Source organism: Leifsonia naganoensis (assembly GCF_013410615.1).
Classification (GTDB): Bacteria; Actinomycetota; Actinomycetes; order Actinomycetales; family Microbacteriaceae; genus Leifsonia; species Leifsonia aquatica.
The window spans coordinates 3967932-3994215 of record NZ_JACCHJ010000001.1 but is presented as its reverse complement, the minus strand read 5'-3'; the positions used below and the strand labels follow the sequence as shown (position 1 = coordinate 3994215).

The window sequence follows — 26284 nt, the reverse complement described above, 5'->3', positions numbered from 1 at the left end:
GGTAACGCGGGGTTGCGGAATGCGCCAGAGCACCCCCTGCATCGGGGGTGAGCCGCGTCGCGCCGCGGGCGCGTCTCGCAGCCGGTCGAAAGGATTCATCGCTAGGATTTCCCGCATCCCCCGTGCTCCCGACAGCGAAAGGCATGGCATGACGGACCTGCCGCGACGGCATCAGCGTGCTCGAGGCCCGCTCCCCGTCCGCCACGGCCAGCTGCGCCGTCGCCGGGCGATCGGAACCGTCTTCGGGCTGATCGCCGGCGCTCTCGCGGTCGTGCTCGTCAGCATCGGCGGTGTCGGCGCGTACGCGGTCTGGGATGTCGCGCGCTCGGTGAAGACCGGGGTCAAGCTGGTCTCGGCCCCCGGGCACACGCAGCAGGCCATCCCGGACGTCGCCGCCATGGAGGGTGGGATCAACGTCCTCATCGCCGGCACCGACAGCCGTTCCGGTCTGGGCGGCATCTACGAGTCCGACGACGAGCAGGACGCCAGCAGCGGCGAGGGCAACAACGACGTCACGATGCTGCTGCACATCGCGCAGGACCACAAGAGCATGATGGTCGTCAGCTTTCCGCGCGATCTCATGATCGCCATCCCGGACTGCCCTGCGCAGAACGGCGACGGGACGGTCGACGGCAGCGACTACGCCCAGTTCAACACCGCCCTCTCCCGCGGCGGGCTGGCCTGCGTCGTGCTCACCGTCGAGAAGATGACCGGGCTCACCATCCCGTTCGGCGCGGTGATCAACTTCGCCGGCGTGAGCGCGATGTCGACCGCGGTCGGCGGTGTCACGGTCTGCCTGGCGTCGCCCGTCGAGGACGAGTACACGAACCCGCCGCTCGACCTCCCGGCCGGCAACAGCGAGCTCGTGGGCGACGAAGCGCTCTCGTTCCTGCGCAGCCGCCACGGGGTCGGGGACGGCAGCGACCTCGGCCGCATCTCCAACCAGCAGGTCTTCCTGTCCGCGCTCGCGCGCAAGATCGTGAGCGGCGGCGTGCTGTCGAACCCGGTGCAGCTCTACGGCCTGGCCAAGGCGGCCGTGAACAGCGTGACGCCGTCCGAGAGCCTCAGCAACCCCACGACTCTCGTGCAGATCGCTCTGGCAGTCAAGGACACCGGCCTCGAGAACATGGTCTTCGTGCAGTACCCGACCGTGACCGACCCGGACAACGTCAACCGCGTCGTCCCGCAGTCGTCGGCTGCGCGGGCGCTCAACGAAGCACTGGTGAACGACGTCGCTGTGAAGCTGACCGGCTCGACCGGACGCGCGGCGGAGGACCCGAACGCGACGGCGACCCCGGACCCGACGGAGTCGGATTCGACCGCCCCCGAGGCGCCGGCCCCACCGACGACGGACGCCGCCGCGACGCCCGCGCCCGATCCGTCGTCGACCGCGGTCGAGCTCCCCTCCAGCATCACCGGGCAGACCGCCGCGCAGCAGACGTGCACCAAGGGCAACAACTAGCCGCGCACGTGCGCGCTTGCACCGGTGGTCCCGCGAGCCGTTGAATGGGCACATGGCCACCGAACGCATGAGCTCGCTCCAGCTGAGAGTCCTGATCATCGCGATCCTGGCGAGCTTCGTGGCCTTCCTCGACGGTGCGGTCATCAACGTGGCTCTGCCGGCGATCGACAAGGAGCTCGGCGGTGGCCTTCCGCTGCAGCAGTGGGTGGTCGACGGCTATCTGGTCACGCTGGGGTCGTTCATCCTGCTCGCCGGTTCGCTGTCCGATGTGTTCGGCCGCAAACGCGTGCTCTACGCCGGACTGATCGGTTTCGGCGGCACCTCGCTGTTGTGCGCCTTCGCCCCGACCGGGGTGTTCCTGGTCGTCGCCCGCGCGCTCCAGGGTGTCGCGGGCGCCCTGCTGGTCCCGAGCTCGCTGGCGATCATCATCTCGCGGTTCGAGGGAGCCGCCCAGGCCAAGGCGATCGGCCGCTGGACGGCGTGGACGGGCATCGCGATGATCGCCGGGCCGGTGATCGGCGGGATCTTCGTCGACACGCTGTCCTGGCGCTGGGTGTTCGTGATCAACGTCGTGCCGATCGCGATCACCCTGGCGCTGATGCTCACGCTGAAGGAGGACGACCACGGCACGGGCGGCCGCGTCGACATCCTGGGTGCGATCTTCGGCTCGGTCGGCCTCGCGGGGACCGTGTTCGCCCTCATCGAGCAGGGCGCGTTCGGCTGGGGGAGTCCGCGCGTGTGGATCCCGCTCGTCGTCGGTCTGCTCTCCCTCACCGCCTTCTTCGTGGTCGAGAGCAGGGTCGCGCAGCCGATGCTGCCGCTGGCGCTGTTCCGCGTGCACAACTTCTGGGTGGGCAACATCGCCACGGCGTTCGTCTACGGCGCGCTGTCGTTCGGCCCGCTGATGGTGACGCTGTTCCTCCAGCAGGTCGCCGGGTTCTCCGCCATCGCTGCCGGGTTCGTGTTCATCCCGTCGACCCTGTGCATGCTCCTGCTCTCGGGCTTCTTCGGCGGCCTCGCCGGCAAGTACGGGCCGCGGTTCTTCATGGCCGTCGGACCGGTCGTCGCCTCCGTCGGCTTCCTCTGGCTGCTGCTGGCCGATGCCCACGTGAACTACTGGACCGGCCTCCTCCCGGCCGTCCTGCTCTTCGGCGTCGGGCTCTCGATGACGGTCGCGCCCCTCACCAGTGCGATCCTCGGCGCCATCCATCCCGCGGAGGCCGGAATCGCCTCGGCCGCCAACAACGCGGTCTCGCGCATCGCCGGGCTGATCACGGTCGCCCTGGCGGGGCTGATCATCGGACAGCAGCTCGACGTCGACGGCCTGCACCGGGCGATGATCGCGACGGCGGCACTGCTGCTCGCGGGCGGCATCGTCTCGGCCATCGGCATCCGCAACAAGGAGCCGGTCGCCGAGCCGGTTCAGGCGGTGACGACCGACTGACCCGCCAGCGCCAGCATCACCACGTCGATCAGGGCGCACGTCATGATGAGCTGCATCAGCAGCCGGGTCGGGCTGCGCCGCAGGAGCAGCACGACGCCCAGGACCACCGCCGCGAGGCCGAGGAGGAGCCCGACCACCAGCACGGGCCGGATCGGCCAGCCGGGACCGAACGCGACCAGGCCGGTGGCGACGGCCAGGCAGGCGAACGCGACGAGGCCGCTGCGACGCGCCCCCAGCCGGTGCGGCAGCCCGCGGATGCCCGTCTCGGCGTCGTCGGCCAGGTCGGGCAGCACGTTCGTGATGTGCGCGGCGACGCCGAGCAGGGCGCCCGCGGCGAGGACCCAGGGTGCGGGGAGGGCCGGCGCCTCCTGACCGAGCGTCGCGATCGCCGGCAGCAGGCCGAAGCTGATGGCGAACGGCACGAACGACCACACGGTCGACTTGAGGCCGAGGTTGTACGCCCAGCCGCCCGCGATGGCGATCAGGTGCGCCAGCAGCGCACCGGGCCCGAGGATCGCGGTCACGGCCAGGGCGAGCACCAGTGCGGTGAAGGCGGAGGCGCGCACCACGGCGACGGGGATGTCCCCGCGGGCCGCGGGCTTGTCCGCGCGGGAGACCGCCCGGTCACGGGCGGCGTCCAGCCAGTCGTTCGACCAGCCGATCGACAGCTGCCCGAGCAGCACCGCGAGGGCGAGCAGGACGAGGCGGCCGGGCGGGTAGCCGAGACCGAGCCCGAGGCCGGCGGAGATGGCCGTCACGACGAGGGTCGGGCCGGGATGGGAGGCGAGCAGGAGGGAGGTCGCGCGCGTCGCCATGTCCGTCATCGTAGACCGCTCGGGCGTTTGCAAGATACTTGCGCGATCCTGCAAGCAATTGCGTAGAATCCTCTGCATGTCGAAACGTCTCGCCGAGGTCGCGCGCAAGGTCGGAGTCAGCGAAGCCACCGTCAGTCGTGTGCTCAACGACAAGCCCGGGGTCTCCGGCGCCACCCGGCAGGCGGTGCTGACCGCGCTCGACGTGCTCGGCTACGAGCGCCCGACCAAGCTCCGCGGGGAGCGCGCCCGGCTCGTAGGCCTGGTGCTGCCGGAGCTGCAGAACCCGATCTTCCCTGCCTTCGCCGAGATCATCGGGGGAGCGCTCGCGCAGAACGGCTACACGCCGGTGCTCTGCACGCAGACCGCCGGCGGCATCTCGGAGGCGGACTGGGTGGAGCTGCTCCTTCAGCAGCAGGTCTCCGGCGTGGTGTTCGTGGGAGGGGCGTACGCCCAGGTCGGCGCCTCGCACGAGCACTACGACCGGCTGCGCGACCTCCACCTCCCGACGGTGCTGGTCAACGCGCCCGTCGACGAGCTGCATTTCGCCACGGTGTCGTGCGACGACTCCGTGGCGACGGCGCAGGCGCTGGGCCACCTGCGCTCGCTCGGCCACGAGCGCATCGGGCTTCTCCTCGGCCCGCGAGACCACGTGCCGTCCATGCGCAAGCTGGCGACCGCGCGCCGTCTGTTCGAGGAGTGGGGGACGCCGCTGGAGGAGGGGCTGGTCGTGCATTCGCTCTACTCGCTCGAGGCAGGGCAAGCCGCTGCTGCGCGCCTCCTCGCCGCCGGGGTCAGCGCGATCGTCTGCGCCAGCGATCCGATGGCGCTCGGGGCGATCCGGGCGGCGCGGCGGGCCGGACTCTCGGTGCCGCGGGATGTCTCCATCGTCGGCTACGACGACTCCGCGCTGATGAACTGCACGGAGCCTCCGCTCACCACGATCCGCCAGCCGATCGAGCCGATGGGACGCACCGTCATCGAGCTCCTGCTGCGACAGATCTCGAGCGATTCGGCCATCCGCGACGAGCTCTTCTTCGAGCCGGAGCTGGTCGTGCGGGGCTCCACGGCGCCCGCCTGATCGCCCGCGCGGAGTGCAAATCCGCGCAAAAGTACGCAAGTGAATTACTCATTGTTGAGTTCTTGCATCATCTTGTCGCGTTAGCTACATTTCGGTGAGCAGCGATGATGCCGAGGGCAGCGTCGCGACCGACGCGGCCCCACCGAGAGGGCCGCCCGATGCGAAGGGCTCACCGTGGACCTCTCCGTGCTGACCGGCTCCGATGCCGGGCACCGCACCGCCGACGCGGCCGCCACCGGCCTCGCCGCCGCACAGACGCCGGCTCCGGCGCCCGCCGGCGACGACCCCGCCTGGTGGCGCAGCGCGGTGATCTACCAGATCTACCCGCGCAGCTTCGCCGACGGCAACGGCGACGGTGTCGGCGACCTGGCGGGCGTGCGGCAGCACCTCGACTACCTCAAGGACCTCGGCGTGGACGCGCTCTGGTTCACCCCGTGGTACGTCTCGCCCCTCGCCGACGGCGGCTACGACGTGGCCGACTACCGCCGCATCCACCCCGCCTTCGGCGACCTGGCTGAAGCGGAGGCGCTTATCGCGGACGCCCTGGCGCTCGGGATCCGGACGATCATCGACGTCGTCCCGAATCACGTGTCCGACCGGCACCCGTGGTTCCAGGCGGCGCTGGCGGCCGGACCCGGCTCGCCCGAGCGGGAGCGCTTCTGGTTCCGGCCGGGCCGGGGCGAGCGCGGCGACGGGATGCCGACGGGCTGGGTGTCCAACTTCTCGGGCGACACATGGACGCGCACCACCGACGCCGACGGGACGCCCGGCGAGTGGTACCTCCACCTCTTCAGCCCCGAGCAGCCCGACCTCAACTGGAACCACCCGGACGTGCGCCGCGAGCACGAGGAGATCCTCCGCTTCTGGTTCGACCGCGGGGTCGCCGGTGTGCGCATCGACTCCGCCGCCCTGCTGGTCAAGGACCCGGCGCTGCCCGAGGTCCCGGAGCATCCCGGGGCGGGCGAGCACCCGAACCAGGACAGGGACGAGCTGCACGACATCTACCGCTCGTGGCGTTCGATCGCGGACTCCTACCCCGGCACGCGGGTGCTGGTGGGGGAGATCTGGCTGCCCGACATCGACCGGTTCGCGATGTACCTGCGCCCCGACGAGCTGCACACCGCCTTCAACTTCGACTTCCTCGCCCGGCCGTGGGACGCCGAGGAGCTGCGCACCTCCATCGACGAGACGCTCGCGGCGCACGCGCCGGTGGAGGCCCCGAGCACCTGGGTGCTCTCGAACCACGACGTCACCCGGCCGGTGACGCGGTACGGCCGGGAGGACTCGTCCTTCGCGTTCGTGAAGAAGCGCCGGGGCACGCCGACGGACCTCGAGCTCGGCCGCCGCCGCGCTCGCGCCGCAGCCCTGCTCACCGCAGCGCTGCCCGGCTCGCTCTACCTGTACCAGGGCGACGAGCTCGGCCTGCCGGAGGTGGAGGACCTGCCCGCCGACCGCCTCGAGGACCCGATGCACTTCCGCTCCGGCGGCGTCGACCCCGGGCGCGATGGCTGTCGCGTCCCGCTGCCCTGGCGCGGGGCGGCCGAGCCGTTCGGGTTCAGCCCGGCCGGTGCGACGGCCGAGCCGTGGCTGCCCCAGCCCGCCTCGTGGGCGGGGCTGACGGTCGAGGCGCAGCAGAGCGACCCGGCGTCGATGCTCTGGCTCTATCGCCAGGCCCTCCGGATCCGCCGCTCCGAGGCGGGCCTCGGCGACGGCCCGTTCACCTGGCTCGACGCCCCCGACGGCGTCCTCGCCTTCGCCCGCGGCGACCGCTTCGTCAGCGTCACCAACCTGTCCGTGGTGCCCGTCCCGTTGCCGGACAACACCGCGATCCTCCTCAGCAGCAGCCCGCTCGACGACGGCCTGCTGCCTCCCGACTCCACGGCATGGCTACGAACACAGCAGCGGCCGCCGGAGACCAGCACCACTCACTGAGAGATCCCTCACCACTCACTGGAAGGAACACCGACAATGAAGTCACCACGCACGATCGCGGCCGTCGCCGCGGTCGCCCTCGCCGGGGCCGGCGTCCTGGCGGGCTGCTCGTCCGCCGGCTCCGACGCCAACGACGGCAAGGTCCACATCACGGTCGCCAGCCTCATCCCGGGCAGCGACAAGGCCGCCTTCAAGGCCTTCGACGACCGCGTCAAGGAGTTCGAGAAGGCCAACCCCGACATCGTCGTGAAGTCGGAGGAGTACCAGTGGACGGGCCCGACGTTCGCGACGCAGCTCGCGGGCGGCACCCTCCCGGACGTCTTCAACGTGCCGTTCACCGACTCGCAGTCGCTGATCCAGGCGGGCCAGCTCGCCGACATCACCGCGGAAGTGAACAAGCTTCCGTACGCGTCGAAGTTCAACGAGAACGTGCTCGCGGTCGCCAAGGACGGCGACAAGATCTACGGCATCCCGTACGGCCCGTACGCCATGGGCCTGTCGTACAACCGCGACATCTTCACCAAGGCCGGCCTCGACCCGGACAAGCCCCCGACGACGTGGGACGAGGTGCGCGCCGACGCGAAGACCATCTCCGAGAAGGTGCCGGGCGTCGCGGGCTACATGCAGATGACGCAGGGCAACACCGGCGGCTGGGAGCTCACCACCACGGTGTACGCCCGCGGCGGCCGGATGGAGACCACCGACGGCGGCAAGACCAAAGTCACCACGAACAACCCGGTGACCAAGGAAGCCCTGCAGTGGCTGAAGGACCTGCGCTGGAAGGACAACTCGGTCGGCGGCAACTTCCTGCTCGACTGGTCCGGCATCAACCAGGCCTTCGGCGCCGGTCAGATCGCCATGTACCCGTCCGGCTCCGACGTGCTGACCTCGCTCGTGCAGCAGAACGCGGTCGACCCGAAGAACTACGGGCTGACCATGCTGCCGATCGACACCAGCAACAAGGACGCGGGCGTGCTCGCCGGCGGAAACGTCGCGGCCGTGAGCCCGAAGTCGTCGCAGGCGCAGAAGGATGCGGCCGTGAAGTGGATCGACTTCTACTACATGCAGAAGCTGCTCAACCAGGACCAGGCCGTCGCCGACGCGAAGGTGCTCGTGAAGTCGGGCCAGCCGGTCGGCGTGCCGACGCTGCCCGTCTTCGACAAGGCGACCTACGACCAGAACATGGACTGGATCAAGGACGAGATCAACGTGCCGCAGGAGAACGTGGCGCCGTTCACGGACAAGATCTTCGACGCGACCCTGGTTCCCGAGCCGAACAAGCACACGCAGGAGCTCTACGGGGCGCTCGACACGGTCGTGCAGGCCGTGCTGACGGACCAGAACGCCGACATCGACCAGCTGCTCAGCAAGGTCGATTCGGACATCCAGAAGCTCGTCGACGCCGACAAGTGACACCGAGGGGAGGCCGGCGGCGCGCCCTGCGCCGCCGGCCGCCCGTCCGATCCGAGAGAGTGACCCGCGCATGACCGCGATCGACCGAAACCGCCCGGCCGTCCGCCGAGCCCGGCGGACACCCCTGACCTGGATCCGAGGCGGCGGGGCGAGCAACCTGCTCTTCCTGCTGCCGATGCTCCTGATCTTCGGCGTGTTCTCCTGGTGGCCCATCGTCCGCAGCGTGGTGATGAGCTTCCAGCACACGAACCTGGTGAGCCCGCCGACCTGGGTCGGCTGGGACAACTTCGTCCAGGTGGCGAACGACCCGCTGTTCTGGACCGCCGTCGGCAACACCGCCTGGTTCGCGCTGCTGGCGCTCATCCTGGGCTACCCCATCCCGCTGATCGCCGCCGTGCTGATGAGCGAGGTCAAGCGCGCGAAGGGGCTCTACAGCGCCCTCGCCTATCTGCCCGTCGTGGTGCCGCCCGTGGTGGCGGTGCTGCTGTGGAAGTTCTTCTACGACGCCCGGCCGACCGGCGTCTTCAACACGATCCTCGGCTGGGTGGGCATCCCGCCGCAGCCGTGGATCCAGGATGCGACGCAGGCGATGCCGTCGCTGGTGGTCGAGGCCACCTGGGCCGCGGCCGGCGGCACGATCATCATCTACCTCGCGGCGATCACCGGCGTCTCGCCCGAGTTGTACGACGCGGCCGAGGTCGACGGCGCCAGCATCTGGCGCAAGATCTGGCACGTCACCCTGCCGCAGCTGCGCGGTGTGCTGCTCATCACGCTGATCCTGCAGATCATCGGGACGGCGCAGGTCTTCCTCGAGCCCTTCCTCTTCACCAGTGGAGGCCCTGTCAATTCGACCGTGACCATCCTGCTGCTGATCTACCGCTACGCGTTCCAGAACTCGCTGGGAGGCGACTACGGCGCGGCGACGGCGCTCAGCCTGATGCTCGCCGCGTTCCTGGCGGTGCTCTCCCTCGTGTACTTCCGCCTCACCAAGTCCTGGAGCCAGAATTGAGCACGTCGACGCAGATCCCGCCCGAGGTCGCCTCCGTGGTGACCGCTGTCGTCGAGGACGGCGCGAGCCCGGAGCCGCCGCGCCGTCGCCGCCGTCGTCGTCGCCCGCAGGCGGACGCCGACCGCGGCATCCTCTCGATCTCCGACCGACGGCGCCCGGGGGTCCGCTGGAGCTCGCGCGTGATCAACGCCGTGCTGCTGGTGGTCCTGATCGTGGTGGGCCTCGGCCCGCTGCTGTGGCTCGCGAAGTCGGCCATCACCCCGACCGCGGACACGCTGAAGACCCCGATGGCGCTGTTCCCGAACGGCGTCGACTGGGCGAACCTCTCGACGGCGTGGTCGACGGTCCACATCGACGTGCAGTTCGTGAACACCATCTGGGTCGCCGCCGGCTCGTGGGCCGCGCAGGTGCTCGTCGCGACGACCGCGGGCTACGCGCTCAGCGTGCTGCGCCCGAAATACGGCAAGGTGCTCTACGGGATGATCCTCTGCACGCTGTTCGTGCCGTCGGTCGTGCTGCTGGTGCCGCTGTACCTCACCATCCTGAACCCGCCGCTGCTCGGGCAGTCCCTGATCAACACGTTCTGGGCGGTCTGGCTGCCCGCCGGGGCGAGCGCGTTCAACGTCGTGCTCGTCAAGCGGTTCTTCGACAACCTGCCCCGGGAGGTGTTCGAGGCGGCCCGCACGGACGGCGCGGGGCCCTTCCGGCTGTTCTGGTCGATCGTGCTGCCGATGTCGAAGCCGATCCTCGGCGTCGTGTCGGTGTTCGCGATCATCGCGGCGTGGAAGGACTACCTCTGGCCGCTGCTCGTGCTGCGCGACCCGGGCATCCAGCCGCTGTCGGTGCGGCTGCCCACCCTGCAGGCGGCGATCCAGCTCGACGTGTACCTGGCGGCGCTGGCGATCTCGACGCTGATCCCGATCGTGCTGTTCCTGATCTTCCAGGGGCTCTTCCTGCGCAGCGCCGGGCTCGGAGGCGCCGTCAAGGGCTGACGGTTAGCATCGGGGGATGCGGACGACGAGACGGTGGGCGGTGCTGGGCGTCGCCGCCGCTCTCGTCGCGGGGGTCGCGGGATGCGCGTCGGCCGGGCCCGCTCCCGCGCACGGCACGCGCGCGGCGAGTGATGCTCCGAGCGGCGAGCCGGACGCGACGCCGACGGCCGATCCGGTCGCCGCCTATGCGGACGCCCGGCTCGCGAACATGACCCTGCGGCAGAAGGTCGCGAGCCTCTTCATGCTCCACGCGCCCGGCACCGACGGCGCCGCCCTGCGCGGATTCGCCGACCGGTACGGGCTCGGCGGGATGATCCTCATGGGTGACAACGTCCCGGCGTCACCCGAGGCGCTGGCCGCGCAGACCGCGGCGATGCGGGCATCCGACCCGACGCTGCCGCCGCTCATCGGCATCGACGAAGAGGGCGGCGACGTCACCCGCCTGCCCTGGGACGGCCAGCCCGGCGGCGAGGCGCTCCGCGCGCAGAGCCCCGACGCCGCGCGGCAGGCGTTCGCCACCCGGGCCGCGCTCCTGAAGCAGGCCGGAGTGAACGTCAACTTCGGGATCGTCGCGGACGTGACCGCCGATCCCGGCTCGTTCATCGCCGATCGCATCCTCGGGACGGACCCGGCGGCCTCCTCCGCCCGTGTCGCTGCGGCCGTGTCGGGGGAGCACGGGACGGTGCTCAGCACCCTGAAGCACTTCCCGGGCCACGGGGAGACGGATGCGGACTCGCACCTCGTCGTGCCCACGACTCCGACGACGCGTGCCGAGTGGGAGGCGCGGGATCTGCCGTCCTTCCGTGCGGGCGTCGACGCCGGCGCCGAGGTGGTCATGTTCGGGCATCTGATCTACAGCGGGGTCGACGCGCTGCCCGCGTCGCTCTCGCCGACGTGGCACCGCATCCTGGCGGACGAGGTCGGCTTCCACGGGGTCACGATCACCGACGACCTCCGGATGCTGCAGGACACCGCACTGCCGCAGTACCAGGACCCGGGGGAGAACGCGGTGCAGGCGATCGCCGCCGGCAACACGATGGTGCTCGACGTCATCCCGACCGGATCGGACCCGGGCGCGATGATCGACGCGGTCGTCGCCGCCGTGCAGGGCGGGCGCATCCCGCCCGCGCAGATCGATGCGGATGCGCGTGCGCTCCTCGTGCTGCGGCATTCGATCGCGCTGAAAGAGTGACGCGTCAACTTTTTTTCGAGGATTCGGAATATCCCCAGGGTCCATACGCTTGCATGTACCTGAGCGGGGCGTAGCATCGTCCGCCGCTCCGCAAGCGAGACCATCGATCCTCAAGGAGATCAGCGAATGACCATCGACATCCCCGGCTACAAGGCGGGCACCTGGACCATCGACCCCACCCACTCCGAGGTCGGCTTCAGCATCCGTCACCTCATGATCAGCAAGGTCAAGGGCACGTTCGAGAACTTCGACGCCACCTTCGTGACCGCCGAGAACCCGCTCGAGTCGACCGTCACCGCCAAGGCCGACGTCGCCTCCGTCAACACGAAGAACGCCGACCGTGACGCGCACCTGCGCACCGGCGACTTCTTCCTCGCCGAGGAGCACCCCACCATCGACTTCGTGTCGACCGGTGTGCGCCACGAGGACGGCGACTTCCTCGTCGACGGCGACCTGACGATCAAGGGCGTCACCAAGCCGGTCACCTTCGAGTTCGACTTCGGCGGCTTCGGCCAGGACCCGTACGGCAACTACAAGGCCGGCGCGACCGCGAAGACCAAGATCAACCGCGAGGACTTCGGCCTCACCTACAACGCGGCCCTCGAGACCGGCGGCGTCCTGCTCGGCGAGGACGTCACCATCACGCTCGAGCTCCAGGCGGTCCTCCAGCAGGCCTGACCCGACCCGAGCGGAACCACGAACCGCCGAGTACGCAGATTCTCTGCGTACTCGGCGGTTTTTTGCGTACTTTCTGCGTACTCGGCGGGTGGTCAGTGCCCGATGAGCGGGGCGACGGCGCGGGCGACGAGCGAGGAGCGGCCGGTGACGCGTTCCTCGAGGTCGGCGCCCTCCATCGCGACGAGGCCCGCGTTCGCGCCGAGGAAGCGCAGCGGCTCCGGTTCCCACTCGCGGGAGCGGTGGCCGACCCAGGGGAGGCGCGTGAGCGCGGTGTCGTGGCCGCCGATGAGGTCGGCGAGCGTGCGGCCGGCCAGGTTCGTTGTGCTGAGGCCGTCGCCGACGTAGCCTCCCGCCCACGCCTCCTTGCGGCCGGCATCGAGGCCGACGCTCGCGTGCCAGTCGCGGGGGACGCCCAAGGGGCCGCCCCAGTGGTGCGTGACGCGCGCGCCGGCCGCATCCGGGAACAACTCGAAGAGGGTCCGCACGAGGTGGTCGCGCACGAGGGGAGAGCGGTCGTACTCGGTGCGGATGGTGCTGCCGAGGTGGTAGCGCGCCCCGCGGCCACCGAAGGCGAAGCGGTTGTCGGCCGTGCGCTGGCCGTAGACGATCAGGTTCCGGAAGTCGGTGAAGGTCTGACCGTGCTCGATGCCGATCCGCTCCCAGACCGCGTCGGGCAGCGGCTCGGTGGCGATCATGAGCGAGTAGAGGGGGAGGATGCGGCGGCCGACCTGCTCGACCTGCGAGCCGTAGCCCTCGGTGGCGTTGACGACGACCCCGGCGCGCACGGTGCGCTCCGCGCCACCCGATCGGGCACGCACGACGCCGTCGGACCACGAGACGACCGCGGTGCCCTCGGCGATGGTGCCACCCGCCCGCTCCACCACGCGAGCCAGGCCCCGCACGAGCTTGCCGGGGTGGATGCGCGCGCAGTCGGGCGTGTACGTGGCCGCGATCGCGTCCGGCACGCCGAAGCGACTCCGCACGGTCTCGGTGCCCCAGAGGGCGACGCGGTCGACGCCGAAGCGTTCCGACTCCGCGAACTCGGCGCGGGCGGCCTCCACCTGCGGACGCGAGCGTGCGAACGTGACCGTGCCGCCGAGGCGGTAGTCGCAGTCGATGCCCTCGGTCTCCGCGACGCGGCCGACCTCGTGCACGGTCCCGACCATCGCCCGCCGCTGCGCGACCGCGGCATCGAACCCGTATCGCTCCTCGAGCTTGGAGGCGGACCACGGGAAGAGCGCCGAGCACCAGCCGCCGTTGCGGCCGGACGCACCGAATCCCGCGACCTCCTTCTCGAGCAGCACGACCCGTAGCGACGGCTCGGCCTGCAGGAGGTAGTAGGCGGTCCAGAGGCCGGTCAGGCCAGCCCCCACGATGGCGACGTCGGCCTCCACATCCTCGGACAGGCCGGGGCGCGGCGCGAAGCCGCCCTCGGCCTCCGCGATCGAGTCGAACCAGAAGCCGGTGCTGCGGTAGTCCATGCGTCTCCCTGTCGGTGGAACAGCCGTGTCGAGCGGAACGGTGGCCGGGTGCGAGAAACGGGCCCGGCCTCCGCTCGCGCGGAGACCGGACCCGCCTCTGGCAACCGGGTGCTGCGTCTTACAGGTGGTTGCTCGCCTCGGTGAGGACGGACTCGAGGATCTGACGGATCTCGACGAACTCGTCCGGGCCGATCGTCAGCGGCGGGGCGAGCTGCACGACGGGGTCTCCGCGGTCGTCGGCGCGGCAGTACAGGCCCGCGTCGAAGAGCGCCTTGGAGAGGAATCCGCGGAGCAGGCGCTCCGACTCGTCGTCGTCGAACGTCTCCTTGGTGTTCTTGTCCTTCACCAGCTCGATGCCGAAGAAGTAGCCGTCGCCGCGCACGTCACCGACGATCGGCAGGTCGAGCAGCTTCTCGAGCTCGGCGCGGAAGAGGGGCGAGTTCTCGCGCACGCGCTCGTTCAGGCCCTCCTCCTCGAAGATGTCGAGGTTCTCCATCGCGACCGCGGCCGAGACCGGGTGACCGCCGAAGGTGTAGCCGTGGTAGAACGACGTGTTGCCGTGCTTGAACGGCTCGTACAGCTTGTCGCTGATGATCGTCGCGCCGATGGGGGAGTATCCGGAGGTCATCGCCTTCGCGCAGGTGATCATGTCGGGCACGTAGCCGTACTGCTCGCACGCGAACATGTGTCCGATGCGGCCGAAGGCGCAGATGACCTCGTCGCTGACGAGCAGCACGTCGTACTTGTCGCAGATCTCGCGCACGCGCTGGAAGTACCCGGGAGGCGGCGGGAAGCAGCCGCCGGAGTTCTGCACCGGCTCGAGGAAGATCGCCGCGACGGTCTCGGGACCCTCGAACTGGATCATCTCCTCGATGCGGTTGGCCGCCCAGACGCCGAAGGCCTCGATGTCGTCGGTCGGCGCGCCCATCTCGCCCGCGCGGTAGAAGTTCGTGTTCGGGACGCGGAACCCACCGGGGGTCAGCGGCTCGAACATCTCCTTCATGGCCGGGATGCCGGTGATCGCCAGCGCGCCCTGCGGGGTGCCGTGGTAGGCGACGTTGCGCGACAGCACCTTGTGCTTGGTCGGGCGCCCCTGCAGCTTCCAGTAGTACTTGGCGAGCTTGAAGGCGGTCTCGACCGCCTCGCCGCCGCCGGTCGAGAAGAAGACGCGGTTGAGGTCGCCTGGAGCGTAGTGCGCGAGCCGGTCGGCGAGCTCGATCGCGTTCGGGTGCGCGTACGACCAGATCGGGAAGAAGGCGAGCTGCTCGGCCTGCTTGGCCGCCGCCTCGGCGAGGCGCTTGCGGCCGTGGCCCGCGTTCACCACGAACAGACCGGACAGGCCGTCGATGTATCGCTTGCCGTGCGAGTCCCAGATGTGGTGGCCCTCGCCGCGGGTGATGATGGGCACCCCGCCGCCGTCCTCCATCACCGACTGGCGGGCGAAGTGCATCCAGAGGTGGTCCTTGGCCTTGGCCTGGAGCGTCGCCTCGTCGGAGGTGATCGGCTCGCCGAACGTTTCTACGGTTGTCATGGTTATCGTGTTCCCCAGTTGTAGAACTGTTTGTGGAGTTTGAGATAGACGAACGTCTCGGTCGACAGCACGCCGTCGAGGGTCCGGATCTCGGAGTTGAGCATGGTGATCAGGTCGAGGTCGTTCTCGCACACCACCTCGGCGAGGATGTCGTACGTCCCGGCCGTGAGGACGACGTAGTCGACGGCGGGCATCGCTGCCAGCTTGTCGGCCACGACGCGCGTGTCCCCGGAGACCCGGACGCCGATCATCGCCTGGCGGTAGAACCCGAGTTGCATCGGGTCGGTCACGGCCACGATCTGCATCACACCCGACTCGGTCAGCTTCTGCACGCGCTGGCGGACCGCTGCCTCGCTCAGACCGACGGCCTTGCCGATCTCGGCGTACGACTTGCGGCCGTCCACCTGGAGCTGCTCGATGATCGCCTTGGAGACGTCGTCGATCTGCGGAGCCTTCGCGCCGTTCGTTGCCCGAGGGGTACTCATGGAGCGATTCTGTCAGTGGCGATGCACTCTGGCAAGCGATTCCGCACTTTCCTGGCGTATTCGATGACGAAATCAGTAGACTCCCGGCCATGACCGAGCTGAAGAACTTCGTGAACGGCACGCACGTCGAGGCGCGTGGGGAGTCATCCCTGCCCCTGATAGACCCGGCGACGGAGGAGGTCTACGCGACCTCCCCGGTGTCCACCGCGGAAGACGTGGCCGACGCCTACCGTGCGGCCCAGACCGCATTCGAGACCTGGGGTGAGACGACCCCGGCGGAGCGCCAGCTGGCCCTGTTCCGCATCGCGGACGCGATGGAGGAGCGGGCGGAGGAGTTCGCCGACGCGGAGTCGCAGGACACCGGCAAGCCGCGCTCCACGCTGGTCGACGACGAGATCCTGCTCTCGGTCGACCAGATCCGCTTCTTCGCGGGCGCCGCGCGCAACCTCGAGGGGCGGTCCGCCGGGGAGTACATGCGCGACCACACCTCGTTCATCCGCCGCGAGCCGATCGGGGTCGTCGGACAGGTGACACCCTGGAACTACCCGCTGAACATGGCGGTCTGGAAGTTCGCCCCGGCGCTGGCCGCGGGCAACACGACGGTGCTCAAGCCGTCCGACACGACCCCGCTCTCGACGCTGCTGCTGGCCGAGGTGGCGGCCGAGTTCGTTCCCGCGGGTGTGCTGAACGTGGTGCTGGGCGACCGCAGCACGGGCGCGGCGATGACCGAGAACCCGATCCCGCAGCTGATCTCGATCACGGGATCGGTGCGCGCCGGCATGGAGGTCGCGCGCGCCGCGTCGTACGACCTCAAGCGCGTGCACCTCGAGCTGGGCGGTAAGGCGCCGGTCATCGTGTTCGACGACGCCGACATCCAGAAGGCCGTCGAGGGCATCGTCGCCGCCGGCTACTTCAACGCGGGCCAGGACTGCACCGCCGCGACGCGCCTGCTCGTGCAGAGCGGCATCCACGACGAGTTCGTCGCCGCCCTCGCCGAGTACGCCCGCGCCAACGCCCTGACCGGAGGACCGTGGGAGGACGGCATCCTGTACGGGCCCCTCAACAACGCGAACCAGCTGGCGCAGGTCAGCGGCTTCGTCGACCGCCTGCCCGACCACGCGACGGTCGAGCTCGGCGGCAAGCGGCAGGGCGACCGCGGCTACTTCTGGGAGGCGACGATCGTCTCGGGGCTGCGGCAGGACGACGACGCGGTGCAGAACGAGATCTTCGGCCCGGTGCAGACGGTTCAGCGCTTCACCGACGAGGCGGAGGCCATGCGGTGGGCGAACGGCGTTCAGTACGGCCTCGCCTCGTCCGTCTGGACGAAGGACCACGGCCGCGCGATGCGCTTCGCCAAGGGGCTCGACTTCGGCTGCGTGTGGATCAACACGCACATCCCGATCGTCGCCGAGATGCCGCACGGCGGGTTCAAGCACTCCGGCTACGGCAAGGACCTCTCGCAGTACGGCTTCGAGGACTACACCCGCATCAAGCACGTCATGAGCTACATCGGGGAGTGACGCGACACGCGGGCGGGTTCAATCATCCTGTCCTATAGGTATTAAGCCGCGACCTCCGGTACGCTGCCCCCACACACATCGCCGTGTGGAGCTGATCCGGAAGGCATCCGATGTCCGCAGAACCCTCGACCTCGTCGGAGCTCGGGGACGGCGAGCACCTCGCCGTCCTCGGCTACGAGGACTCGTTCAACCGCTCCATGACCCTCTGGGCGAACTTCGCCCTGGGGTTCACCTACCTCTCGCCGCTGGTCGGCGTGTACTCGCTGTTCGCCACCGCGCTGGCGACCGGGGGTCCGCCCTCGATCTGGTGGATCGTCATCGTCGGCGCCGGGCAGTTCACGGTCTCGCTGGTGTTCGGCGAGGTGGTGTCGCAGTACCCGATCCACGGCGGCATCTACCCGTGGGCCAGGAGGCTGTGGGGCCGGCGGTACGCGTGGATGGCGGCCTGGGTCTACATCTGGGCGATGATCGTGACGATCACCGCCGTCGCGTCCTACGGCAGCGGGTTCCTCGCCAGCCTGTTCGGCCTCCCGGCGACCAAGGAGGTCACGCTCGGGCTCACCGTGCTGCTGCTGATCGTGGCCCTCGCGCTCAACTTCACCGGCACCAAGACGCTCGCCACGGTGGCGCGGATCGGCCTGGCCGCCGAGCTCGTCGGCGTGATCGCGGTCGGGATCTACCTGCTGATCTTCCAGCGCAAGCAGGAGTTCTCCGTCTTCTTCGACTCGATGGGTGTGCAGGGGAATGGGTCGTACCTGGTCGCCTTCCTCGGCGCGGCGCTGGCCGGACTGTTCCTCTTCTACGGGTTCGAGGCGTGCGGCGACGTGGCGGAGGAGGTGGCCAACCCGGCCAAGCGCATCCCGATCGCCATGATGATGACGATCCTGGTCGGCGGGGTCTCGGCCCTGTTCGCGTTCGGCGGCTACGTGCTCGCCGCTCCCGACCTGCAGAAGATCGTCGCTGGCGACGACGTCGACCCCATCCCGGAGATCCTGCAGTCCTCGCTGGGCCCGGTCGGCGCGAAGATCTTCCTGGTCGTCGCGGTGACCGCCTTCCTCTCGTGCGTGCTCAGCCTCCAGGCCGCCGCGAGCCGCCTGCTGTTCTCGTTCGCGCGCGACGGGATGGTGCCGGCGCACCGCTGGCTCGCGAAGGTGTCCCCGCGCAGCAAGGTGCCGGTCAACGCGCTGATCGTCGCCTGCTCGATCCCGGTGATCATCACGCTGATCGTCTACGTCGGGCCGGACGGGCTGATCACCCAGGTGACGGCGTTCGCCGTGCTGGGCATCTACGTGGCGTTCCAGTCCGTGGTGCTCGCGTCGCTGCGCCAGCGGCTGCGCGGGTGGCGGCCGGCCGGACCGTTCACGTTGGGCGGCGCGGGCATCGTGATCAATGCGATCGCGCTGCTCTACGGCATCGGCGCGATGATCCTGCTCGCCTGGCCGACGTCGACGGGCAACGCCTTCAACGACTGGATCGTGCTGATCGGCCTCGGCATCGTCGTGGTCGCGGGCGGGCTGTACCTGCTGATCGCGCGGCCGGACCGCAAGTCCGACGCCCCCGAGGGCGACGCGATCCGGGTCGCCGAGCTGCTGCGGGCGCACCGCTCCGGGGCCGGGGCTCCGCGCGCCTGACGCGCGGAGGGGTCGCGGCCCCCCACTCCCGCCTCGGCGGGGTGACGGGACGCGACCCCGGGTCGTGCGTGGCTCGTCCCTCAGGACTCGCGGCGCGGGATGCCCAGCGGGTTGCCGTCGCGGAGCTCGGGAGGCAGCACCTCCTGCGGGGCGTCCTGGTAGGCGATCGGCGTGAGCCACCGCCGGATCGCCGTCGCACCTACCGAGGTGTGGATGGAGGCAGTGGTCGCCGGCCAGGACCCGCCGTGGTGCTGCGCCCAGCCGATCGCCACGCCGGTCGGCCAGCCGTCGAAGAGCAGGCGGCCTGCGATGCAGCCGAGAGCTCCAGCCAGCGCACTGACGTCTTCGCCGGGTGCGCGGTGGATCGTCGCCGTCAGCGAGGGTTCGAGGGCGGCGACGAGGGCGTCCAGCTCGGTGTCGCGGTAGCGGACGAGCACGCTGACCGGGCCGAAGCACTCGGCGAGGAACGTGTCGGCCTGGGCGAGGAAGGTGCGCGCGTCGGTCAGGACGAGCGCGGGAGCGGACACGCCGTCCGCCGTCGCCGGACCGCGGACGACCTCGACGTCGGGCACCTCGCCGAACGCCTCGACGCCGGTCGAGAACGCGGCGGTCATGCCCGGGGTCAGCTGCCGCGACGACGGGGCCGCGCGGAGCGCCTCCCGCGCGGCGTCCTCGACCGCACCGCCGGCGGGCACGAACACGAGCCCGGGCTTGGTGCAGTACTGCCCGGCGTCGCGCGTGAACGAGGCGACCAGGCCGGCGCCGATCTCCGGCCCGCGGACCGCGGCCGCGTCCGCCGTCACGACGACCGGATTGATGCTCCCCAGCTCGCCGTAGAACGGGATCGGCTTCGGGCGCGCGGAGGCGAGGTCGAAGAGCGCCCGGCCGCCACGCTCCGAGCCGGTGAAGCCCGCCGCCGTGATCGCGGGATGCTGCACGAGCGCGACGCCCGCCTCCATCCCCTCGACCAGGGTGAACATCCCGGCCGGGAGCACGCTCTGCGCGATCTCCGCGGTGCGGCGGGAGAGCTCCGGGTGTCCGGGATGCGCCTTGACGACGACCGGGCAGCCGGCGGCGAGCGCCGACGCCGTGTCGTTGCCCAGCACCGAGAACGCGAAGGGGAAGTTGGACGCCGTGTAGACGGCGACCGGGCCGAGCGGCCGCAGCATGCGGCGCAGGTCAGGGCGGGGCGGGATGAGTGCGGGATCGGGGGAGTCGAGCGTCGCCTCCAGGTAGCCGCCCTCGCGCACGACGCCCGCGAAGAACCGCAGCTGCGAGGCGGTGCGGGTCACCTCGCCGTCGAGCCGCGTGTCCGAGAGCCCGGTCTCGGCGGCGGCGATGCGCACGAGTTCGGTGCGGTCGGCCTCAAGCTCGAGGGCGAGCGCTTCCAGCCAGCCGGCCCGCTCCGCGCGCGTGGTGACCGAGCGGGAGGCGACCGTCGCGGCTGTCGCCGCTGCGTCGACGGTCTCGACCGCGGCGCTCATGCGAAGGCCGCCAGACCGGTGAGCGCGCGACCGAGCACGAGCGTGTGGATCTCGTCGGTGCCCTCGTAGGTGCGGACCGACTCCAGGTTCGCCATGTGGCGCATCACCGGGAACTCGTTCGTGATGCCGTCTCCGCCGAGGATGGTGCGGGCCTCCCGCGCGATCGCCAGCGCCTCCCTTACGCTGTTGAGCTTGCCGACGCTGATCTGGGTGGGCGTGAGGCGACCCGCCTCCTTGAGCCGTCCGAGGTGCAGCGCGAGCAGCATGCCCTTCTCGTACTCGACGAGCATGTTCGCGAGCTTCTCCTGGATGAGCTGGGTCGCGCCGATCGGCCGGCCGAAGACCTGACGCGTGGTCGCGCGCGCGATCGACACCTCCAGGCAGTCGCGGGCGGCGCCCATCGCGCCCCAGACGATCCCGTAGCGGGCCTCGTTGAGGCAGGAGAACGGGCCGGACAGTCCGCGGGCGCCGGGCAACTGGGCCGAAGCGGGCACGCGCACCTCGTCGAGCACCACGTCGCACTGCACGGACGCCCGCATCGAGAGCTTGCCGTCGATCGCGGTGGCGGAGAAGCCGGGCGTCGTGGTGGGCACGAGGAAGCCGCGCACCCCGTCGTCGGTGCCCGCCCAGACCACCGCGACGTCGGCGAGGGCGGCGAGGCCGATCCAGCGCTTGACGCCGGTGATCACCCAGTCGTCGCCGTCGCGCCGCGCGCGGGTGGTCATCGCCGCCGGGTCGCTGCCGCCGTCGGGCTCGGTGAGCGCGAAGCAGCCGATCCGCTCGCCGCGCGCCATCGGCGGCAGCCACTCGGCTTTCTGCTCGTCGGAGCCGAACTTCGAGATCGCGCTCATCGCGAGCGAGCCCTGCACCGAGACGAAGGTGCGCCAGCCGCTGTCGGCGGCCTCGAGCTCGTGGCAGACCAGCCCGTAGCTGACCGCGCCAGCGCCGGCGCACCCCTCGTCTTTCAGGTGCATGCCGAGGAATCCCTGCGCGCCGAGCTCGGCGACGAGCTCGCGGCGGAAGTGCTTGTCCTCGAAGTCCTGCTCGATCACCGGGCGGATGCGCTCGGTCGCGAACGCCCGGGCCTTCGTCGCCCAGGAGCGCTCCTCGTCGCTGAGCAGGTGGTCGATGCTGAAGGCCTCGTCGAGGGAGGATGCGGTCACGGTGTGTCCCTATCGTCGGTGGTGGATGGCGTCGTGGTCGTGGTCGTGGTCGAGGTCGCCGTGTCGTCGAGCCAGTACGGCTCGTGCTCGCCGAGCAGAGGCGGCGGCGTGCGATGGAGGGCCGGAGCGGTGTCGAGCCGGATCGGCGTCGCGGGCTGGCGGTTGCTGCGTCCGGATGCGGGGTCGCGGGTCTCGACGACCGGGGACAGCCCGAGCGCGTCCGCGAAGGCGAAGGCCTCGGCGATCGAGTTGACCAGGCCGGCGGGAACGCGGGCGCGCCCGAACGCGTCGACCCAGTCCGCCGCGGGGCGGCCGGCGAGTGCGGGCTCCAGCAGTGCGCGCAGCGCGGCGCGATGCCCGACGCGGGCCTCGTTCGTCGCGAAGCGATCGTCTGTGGCTAGCCCGGGGAGCCCGATCGTCTCGGCGAAGGCGGCGAACTGCCGGTCGTTCCCCACGGCGACCACGAACTCCCGGTCGGCCGCGTGGAACAGCTCGTACGGTGCGATGCTCGGGTGCGCGTTGCCGAGGCGCGGCGGGGGAGTCCCGGTGGCGAGCGTGCTGGACGCCTGGTTCGTCAGAGCAGCGAGCAGGGAGCCGAGCAGGTCGACGTCGACCCGGGATCCCCGGCCGTTCTCGTCCCGGGCGCGCAGAGCGAGGAGGATGCCGGCGAGCGCGTTCTGCCCGGTGAGGATGTCGACGAGTGCGACGCCGACCTTGCTTGGCTCGCCCTCGGGTGCACCCGTGATCGACATCAGGCCGCCGACGGCCTGCACGAGCAGGTCGTAGCCGGGCAGCGCGGCTCCGGCCTCGCGCCCGAAGCCGGTGATGGAGCAGTAGACGAGGCCAGGGTTCCCGGCGCGCAGCGAATCCTCGTCGAGGCCGAACGACTCCATGACGCCGGGCCGGAAGTTCTCGACGACGACGTCGGCCGTTGCGGCGAGTCGTCGAGCATCCGCCAGTCCGGCCTCCGTGCGCAGGTCGCAGACGACGGAGCGCTTGTTGCGGTTGACCGAGGCGAAGTAGGTGGACTCGCCCGACGCATTCACCGGCGGCCGCCACGCGCGGGTGTCGTCGCCCGCCGGGCTCTCGATCTTCACGACGTCGGCGCCGAAGTCGGCGAGCATCATCGTGGCGTAGGGGCCGGCGAGCACGCGGGAGAAATCCGCGACGCGCACTCCGGCGAGGACTCCGTCGGCCATGCTGCGCTCCGTTCCGCTGCCAGGCGCCTCCATGCGCCGCGATCGTGAATTCATCCTATACCGAATGATTGCGGCGGGATATCGTGGGCGGGTGACCAGCGCGACCGAACCGACCCGGACGAGCGGGCCCGCACGGGTGTCCCCGGGCGCCCGCGACGCGGTGTTCGCGCAACTCGCCGATGTGGGCCGCGCCGAGCAGGTGTCGCGCCGGATCGCCGACGCGATCGTGCTCGGCGTCCTCGTGCCGGGCGAGCGCCTCCCGAGCGAGGCGGAGCTGGCTCGCCGTTTCGGGGTCGCCCTCGTGACGGCCCGCGAGGGGCTCGGGATGCTGCGGGAGGCCGGGCTGGTCGACACGCGTCGCGGTCGCGACGGCGGCAGCTTCGTCGTCGCGCCGGACGGCGGGGAGGACGCCCTGCTCACCGCGCGGCTCCACGGCCTGTCGCAGGTCGAGCTGGCCGATCTCGGCGTCTACGTGACGGCGATCGCGGCGGGCTGTGCCGACCGGGCCGCCGAGCGCGCCACCCCGGCCGACGGCGCCCGGCTCGCCGCGTGGCTCGACGCGGCCTCGTTCGCGACGCCCGCCGATGCGCGGCGCAACGCAGGCGGCTTCCTGCTCGAGCTCGCGGTGCTCAGCCAGTCGGCGCGGCTGGTGCGCGAGCAGATCCGGCTCCAGGCAGAGTACGGGCCGCTGCTGTGGATCGGCTTGCACGATGACGCCCCGCGCGAGCGCGCCGTCCTCGCCATGCACGCGGTCGCCGCCGCCGTCGCTGGGCGAGACCGGGCCGCCGCCCGGGAGGCGGTGACGGACCTGGTGGCGTCGGTCACCGAGTGGCTGCTCGCGGCGAAGGCGCGCCTGGAGCGTGGAGGGGCGACCGATGCCTGAGCAGACGACCGATCTCGCAGGGGCGGCGCAGCGGGTCGGCGACCTCTTCTCCCGCATCCAGCAGACCTTGGCCCGCTGGCGCGACACCGTGCTCGACGCCACGCCGGACCGCCCCTCGACGGCGACGCTCGACGCCGTGGCCGGAGACCTCGTGCTGCCCGAGCTCGGCGACGCCGACGCGCTCTTCGTCGGGGCCGGGTTCATCGCGGCGCCCGAGCTCACCGGAACCGACGCCGTCCACTTCTCTTGGTGGCTCGGTCCGCTGGAGGAGAACCCCGTCTACGGCGCGACGTCCGGGCCGACGAAGCTCGACCTCGGCACGCGCTCGTACACCGACTATCTGCGCGACTTCCGCTCGCTCGAGTGGTACCGCGTCCCGCAATCGACGCACCGGACGCACGTGACCGGCCCCTACGTCGACCACCTCTGCACCTGCGACTACATCGTCACGGTGACCGCGCCGGTGGAGCGGGACGGACGGATGATCGGGGTCGTCGGCGTCGACGTCTTCGTCAAGCGCCTCGAGCACGAGCTCCTCCCGGCTCTCCTGGCGGCCGGGTCGCCCCTGGTGCTGGTCAACGCCGACGGCCGGGTGATGGTCTCGACCGATCCGGCGGTGCTCCCAGGAACGGTCCAGCCTCTCGACGACACGGACGCACGCGCTCAGTCGTGCCCGGGCACGCCCTTCCGGCTCCTCCCGACGACTACACTCGGATAGGCCGCCGCGGCAGGTGGCCGCCGTGACGACGAGAGGGGGCGCCGCGTGAGCTCCGATCCGACGTCGGCCGTCGCACGCGCCGCCGATGCCGCGAACGGTTTCGTCCGCTACGCACCGACCGCTGGTCCGTCTCGCTGGCTCCTCATCGCCGGACGCCGCTTCGTCGCCGCCGTCGAGAGCACCGTCTCCGACGAGATCATCGACGCCGTCTGGTGGCTGGCCGGATCCGAGCTCGCGACCATCGAGTCCGTGGTGGGCGCGTTCCCCCTGGTGGGCCCCGACAGCGTCCGCTCGTTCGCGGTCGCCGAGATCGGCCGCCCCGGCCCCACCGGCGACGTGGTCGTGACGGCCGTGGTGCGCGGATCCGCCGCGATCGACATCTTCTCCGTCGGCGGATCGCGGCGCTTCGCGGCGGCGGGCGTGCAGCCGTGGGTGCTCGCGGAGTTCCGCAGCGTGACCGGTCTCGTCCTGGGCGCGGACGACGCCCCGACCGGTCCCGTCGCCCGCCTGTCGATCGGCTCGCTGCCGGTCGGCCTGGGCGTCGTCGACGGCGAACTGCTGACCTGGTCGCTCGCGCCGATCGAGCGCGTCGAGCGCAGCGCCGCTCCGGAGGCCGCTCCCACGGTGCGCCCACAGGCCGGCACCGAACCCGACGCGGCAGCGGGGGAGACGATCATCCCGCAGCGCGGCGGCAGTCTGTTCGGCCACGCGGGGGCGCCGTCCACGTCCGCGGCACTGACGCCGGTCCCGCTCGCGGGCGGCGAGGTCGCTCCACTCACCGAGCGGCCGGTCGCGCACGAGCTGCCCGGCGCCGTCGACATCGAGACCCCGGCATCCGGGCCCGACACGCCGGACGCGCTGACGTTCTCCCCGGTCGAGTCGGCGCAGCCGCCGACCGAGCCGGTCGTCCTGCCGCCTGCGCCCGCGACCTTCGCGGTCCGCCTCGGGGCGGGGGACATCCTGCCCCTCGAGACCCCCGTCGTCTTCGGCCGGCACCCCTCCGCATCCCGCGTCGAGTCGGGCGTCGCTCCGCGCCTCGTCGCCGTCGTCTCGGCGACCCAGGAGGTGTCGGGCACCCATGTCCGCATCGAGCAATCGGGGGACGCCGTGGTCGTCACCGACCTCCGCTCCACCAACGGCACGCGCGTGATCGCACCGGGCGGAGCGGGCTTCCGCCTGCGGCCCGGCGAGTCCACGGTCGCGCTCGCGGGGGCGACGGTCGAGATCGGCGACGGTAATATCATCGAGATCACCGCCGCGCCGGGGGGCACTGGGGGCACGGACGGGCACCGAGACGAAGAGGGACGCGAGTGACCCAGATCGGTCGCAGCAACAGGCGCCACACCGTGGCCGTGCCCGGAACCCCGGACGCGCGCATCAGCCTCGCCTGGGCGGCGCTCAGTGACAAGGGCTACCGGCGCAGCGTCAACGAGGACAGCCTCCTGGCCCGTTCCCCGATCTTCGCCGTGGCCGACGGGATGGGCGGTCACACCGCGGGGGACTTCGCGTCGTCCGCCGTCGTCACCCGGCTCGCCGAGCAGGTGTCGACCGAGTTCGTCGGTGAGCAGTCACTGACCGGAGCGCTGCGCTCCGCCGTCGGGGACATGGGCCGCGGGGTCGGGCACACCGACCTCGGCACCGGCACGACGGTCACGGGCGCCGCCCTCACCCTCGTGGACGGCTCTCCGTACTGGCTGGTGTTCAACATCGGGGACTCCCGGGTCTACAGCTATCGCGACGGCACGCTGGAGCAGCTGACCGTCGACCACTCCATCGTCCAGGAGCTCCTCGATGCCGGCGCCATCACGCCGGCCGAGGCCGAGGTGCACCCCCACAGCAACGTGATCACCCGTGCGGTGGGCTTCAACGAGGACCCTGTCCCGGACTTCTTCCTCTTCCCGATCGTCGCCGGCTCGCGCCTGCTCGTCTGCTCCGACGGCCTGACGAAGGAGCTCACCGAACACGGCATCCGGTACTACCTCGGCGAGGGCTCGTCCCCGCTCGACGCGGCCCAGCAGCTCATGGACGCGGCCCTCGGCAACGGCGGCCGCGACAACGTCACCGTCGTCGTCGTCGACGTGCTGGCGACTCCCGAGAGCGGCGCCCACCGCGAGGGCTCGTCCCGGCGCGCCGCCCGCCGCCACTGAGCCCCGCGCATGCCCCCCGGAGTGGGG

The 26284-nt window shown here is 70.9% G+C and carries 22 protein-coding genes; 15 read left to right on the top strand and 7 right to left on the bottom strand.

Going from position 1 to position 26284, the window contains the following annotated elements:
• Positions 1–148 precede the first annotated feature (148 nt).
• Positions 149–1462: an LCP family glycopolymer transferase gene (locus HNR14_RS19165; RefSeq protein ID WP_179702247.1), complete on the top strand. Its 1314-nt coding sequence runs from the start codon at positions 149–151 to the stop codon at positions 1460–1462.
• A 52-nt stretch (positions 1463–1514) separates the two neighbouring features.
• Positions 1515–2906, top strand: coding sequence for an MFS transporter (locus tag HNR14_RS19160; protein WP_246311601.1), 1392 nt, complete (start codon positions 1515–1517; stop codon positions 2904–2906).
• On the opposite strand, the gene HNR14_RS19155 is transcribed toward HNR14_RS19160, so the two are convergent.
• Positions 2885–3721 carry a UbiA family prenyltransferase gene (locus HNR14_RS19155; protein ID WP_179702246.1) on the bottom strand — a complete coding sequence of 279 codons (837 nt, stop codon included), beginning with the start codon at positions 3719–3721 and terminating at the stop codon, positions 2885–2887. The two genes, HNR14_RS19160 and HNR14_RS19155, sit on opposite strands and share 22 nt — an antisense overlap.
• 76 nt (positions 3722–3797) lie before the next feature.
• Between HNR14_RS19155 and HNR14_RS19150 the strand changes: the two genes are divergently transcribed.
• From HNR14_RS19150 to HNR14_RS19120, 7 genes are all read left to right on the top strand, one after another.
• A complete protein-coding gene (locus HNR14_RS19150; protein WP_021758159.1) occupies positions 3798–4799 on the top strand; it encodes a LacI family DNA-binding transcriptional regulator in 1002 nt (333 codons plus the stop codon).
• 306 nt (positions 4800–5105) lie between these two features.
• The gene (locus tag HNR14_RS19145) at positions 5106–6731 is read left to right on the top strand and encodes a glycoside hydrolase family 13 protein (RefSeq protein WP_343064571.1); all 1626 of its coding nucleotides are present in this window, start codon (positions 5106–5108) and stop codon (positions 6729–6731) included.
• A 36-nt stretch (positions 6732–6767) separates the two neighbouring features.
• Positions 6768–8144 carry an extracellular solute-binding protein gene (locus HNR14_RS19140; protein ID WP_179702245.1) on the top strand — a complete coding sequence of 459 codons (1377 nt, stop codon included), beginning with the start codon at positions 6768–6770 and terminating at the stop codon, positions 8142–8144.
• A 70-nt stretch (positions 8145–8214) separates the two neighbouring features.
• A complete protein-coding gene (locus HNR14_RS19135) occupies positions 8215–9153 on the top strand; it encodes a carbohydrate ABC transporter permease (protein WP_218875078.1) in 939 nt (312 codons plus the stop codon).
• Positions 9150–10145, top strand: a complete 996-nt coding sequence (locus tag HNR14_RS19130) for a carbohydrate ABC transporter permease (protein ID WP_021765149.1) — start codon at positions 9150–9152, stop codon at positions 10143–10145. The genes HNR14_RS19135 and HNR14_RS19130 overlap by 4 nt, the downstream gene beginning before the upstream one ends.
• A 16-nt stretch (positions 10146–10161) precedes the next feature.
• Positions 10162–11337, top strand: a complete 1176-nt coding sequence (locus HNR14_RS19125; RefSeq protein ID WP_179702244.1) for a glycoside hydrolase family 3 N-terminal domain-containing protein — start codon at positions 10162–10164, stop codon at positions 11335–11337.
• A 126-nt stretch (positions 11338–11463) separates the two neighbouring features.
• Entirely contained in the window at positions 11464–12015 is a 552-nt protein-coding gene (locus HNR14_RS19120) for a YceI family protein (protein WP_021763309.1), read from the top strand.
• Between the two features lie 92 nt (positions 12016–12107).
• On the opposite strand, the gene HNR14_RS19115 is transcribed toward HNR14_RS19120, so the two are convergent.
• The 3 genes from HNR14_RS19115 to HNR14_RS19105 form a co-directional block, all read right to left on the bottom strand.
• On the bottom strand, positions 12108–13496 hold the full coding sequence (locus HNR14_RS19115; protein WP_179702243.1) for an NAD(P)/FAD-dependent oxidoreductase: 1389 nt from the start codon (positions 13494–13496) through the stop codon (positions 12108–12110).
• 118 nt (positions 13497–13614) lie between these two features.
• Complete coding sequence (locus HNR14_RS19110; RefSeq protein WP_021763307.1) at positions 13615–15027, bottom strand: aspartate aminotransferase family protein; 1413 nt, start codon at positions 15025–15027, stop codon at positions 13615–13617.
• A 2-nt stretch (positions 15028–15029) separates the two neighbouring features.
• Positions 15030–15512, bottom strand: coding sequence for an Lrp/AsnC family transcriptional regulator (locus HNR14_RS19105; protein WP_021763306.1), 483 nt, complete (start codon positions 15510–15512; stop codon positions 15030–15032).
• A gap of 89 nt (positions 15513–15601) precedes the next feature.
• Here HNR14_RS19105 and HNR14_RS19100 point away from each other — a divergent pair, with 89 nt between their 5' ends.
• Both HNR14_RS19100 and HNR14_RS19095 read left to right on the top strand, forming a co-directional pair.
• Positions 15602–17032 carry a gamma-aminobutyraldehyde dehydrogenase gene (locus HNR14_RS19100; RefSeq protein WP_179702242.1) on the top strand — a complete coding sequence of 477 codons (1431 nt, stop codon included), beginning with the start codon at positions 15602–15604 and terminating at the stop codon, positions 17030–17032.
• A gap of 110 nt (positions 17033–17142) precedes the next feature.
• A complete protein-coding gene (locus tag HNR14_RS19095) occupies positions 17143–18663 on the top strand; it encodes an APC family permease (protein ID WP_179702241.1) in 1521 nt (506 codons plus the stop codon).
• Positions 18664–18743: 80 nt separating this feature from the next.
• Here HNR14_RS19095 and HNR14_RS19090 read toward each other — a convergent pair whose 3' ends face one another.
• The 3 genes from HNR14_RS19090 to HNR14_RS19080 are packed head-to-tail and all read right to left on the bottom strand — an operon-like array spanning position 18744 to position 22509.
• Positions 18744–20147: an aldehyde dehydrogenase (NADP(+)) gene (locus HNR14_RS19090; RefSeq protein ID WP_179702240.1), complete on the bottom strand. Its 1404-nt coding sequence runs from the start codon at positions 20145–20147 to the stop codon at positions 18744–18746.
• A complete protein-coding gene (locus HNR14_RS19085; protein WP_179702239.1) occupies positions 20144–21310 on the bottom strand; it encodes an acyl-CoA dehydrogenase family protein in 1167 nt (388 codons plus the stop codon). Before HNR14_RS19085 ends, HNR14_RS19090 begins: the two co-directional genes overlap by 4 nt.
• On the bottom strand, positions 21307–22509 hold the full coding sequence (locus tag HNR14_RS19080; protein ID WP_246311600.1) for a CaiB/BaiF CoA transferase family protein: 1203 nt from the start codon (positions 22507–22509) through the stop codon (positions 21307–21309). The genes HNR14_RS19085 and HNR14_RS19080 overlap by 4 nt, the downstream gene beginning before the upstream one ends.
• A gap of 91 nt (positions 22510–22600) precedes the next feature.
• On the opposite strand from HNR14_RS19080, the gene HNR14_RS19075 reads away from it, so the two are divergent.
• From HNR14_RS19075 to HNR14_RS19060, 4 genes are read left to right on the top strand one after another with little or no spacing between them, the layout of a single operon-like run.
• Positions 22601–23392 carry a FadR/GntR family transcriptional regulator gene (locus HNR14_RS19075; protein ID WP_343064540.1) on the top strand — a complete coding sequence of 264 codons (792 nt, stop codon included), beginning with the start codon at positions 22601–22603 and terminating at the stop codon, positions 23390–23392.
• Positions 23385–24110 carry a cache domain-containing protein gene (locus tag HNR14_RS19070; protein ID WP_179702237.1) on the top strand — a complete coding sequence of 242 codons (726 nt, stop codon included), beginning with the start codon at positions 23385–23387 and terminating at the stop codon, positions 24108–24110. The genes HNR14_RS19075 and HNR14_RS19070 overlap by 8 nt, the downstream gene beginning before the upstream one ends.
• A 45-nt stretch (positions 24111–24155) precedes the next feature.
• Positions 24156–25424, top strand: coding sequence for an FHA domain-containing protein (locus tag HNR14_RS21445; protein ID WP_179702236.1), 1269 nt, complete (start codon positions 24156–24158; stop codon positions 25422–25424).
• Positions 25421–26257, top strand: coding sequence for a protein phosphatase 2C domain-containing protein (locus HNR14_RS19060; RefSeq protein ID WP_179702235.1), 837 nt, complete (start codon positions 25421–25423; stop codon positions 26255–26257). The genes HNR14_RS21445 and HNR14_RS19060 overlap by 4 nt, the downstream gene beginning before the upstream one ends.
• Positions 26258–26284: the final 27 nt, after the last annotated feature.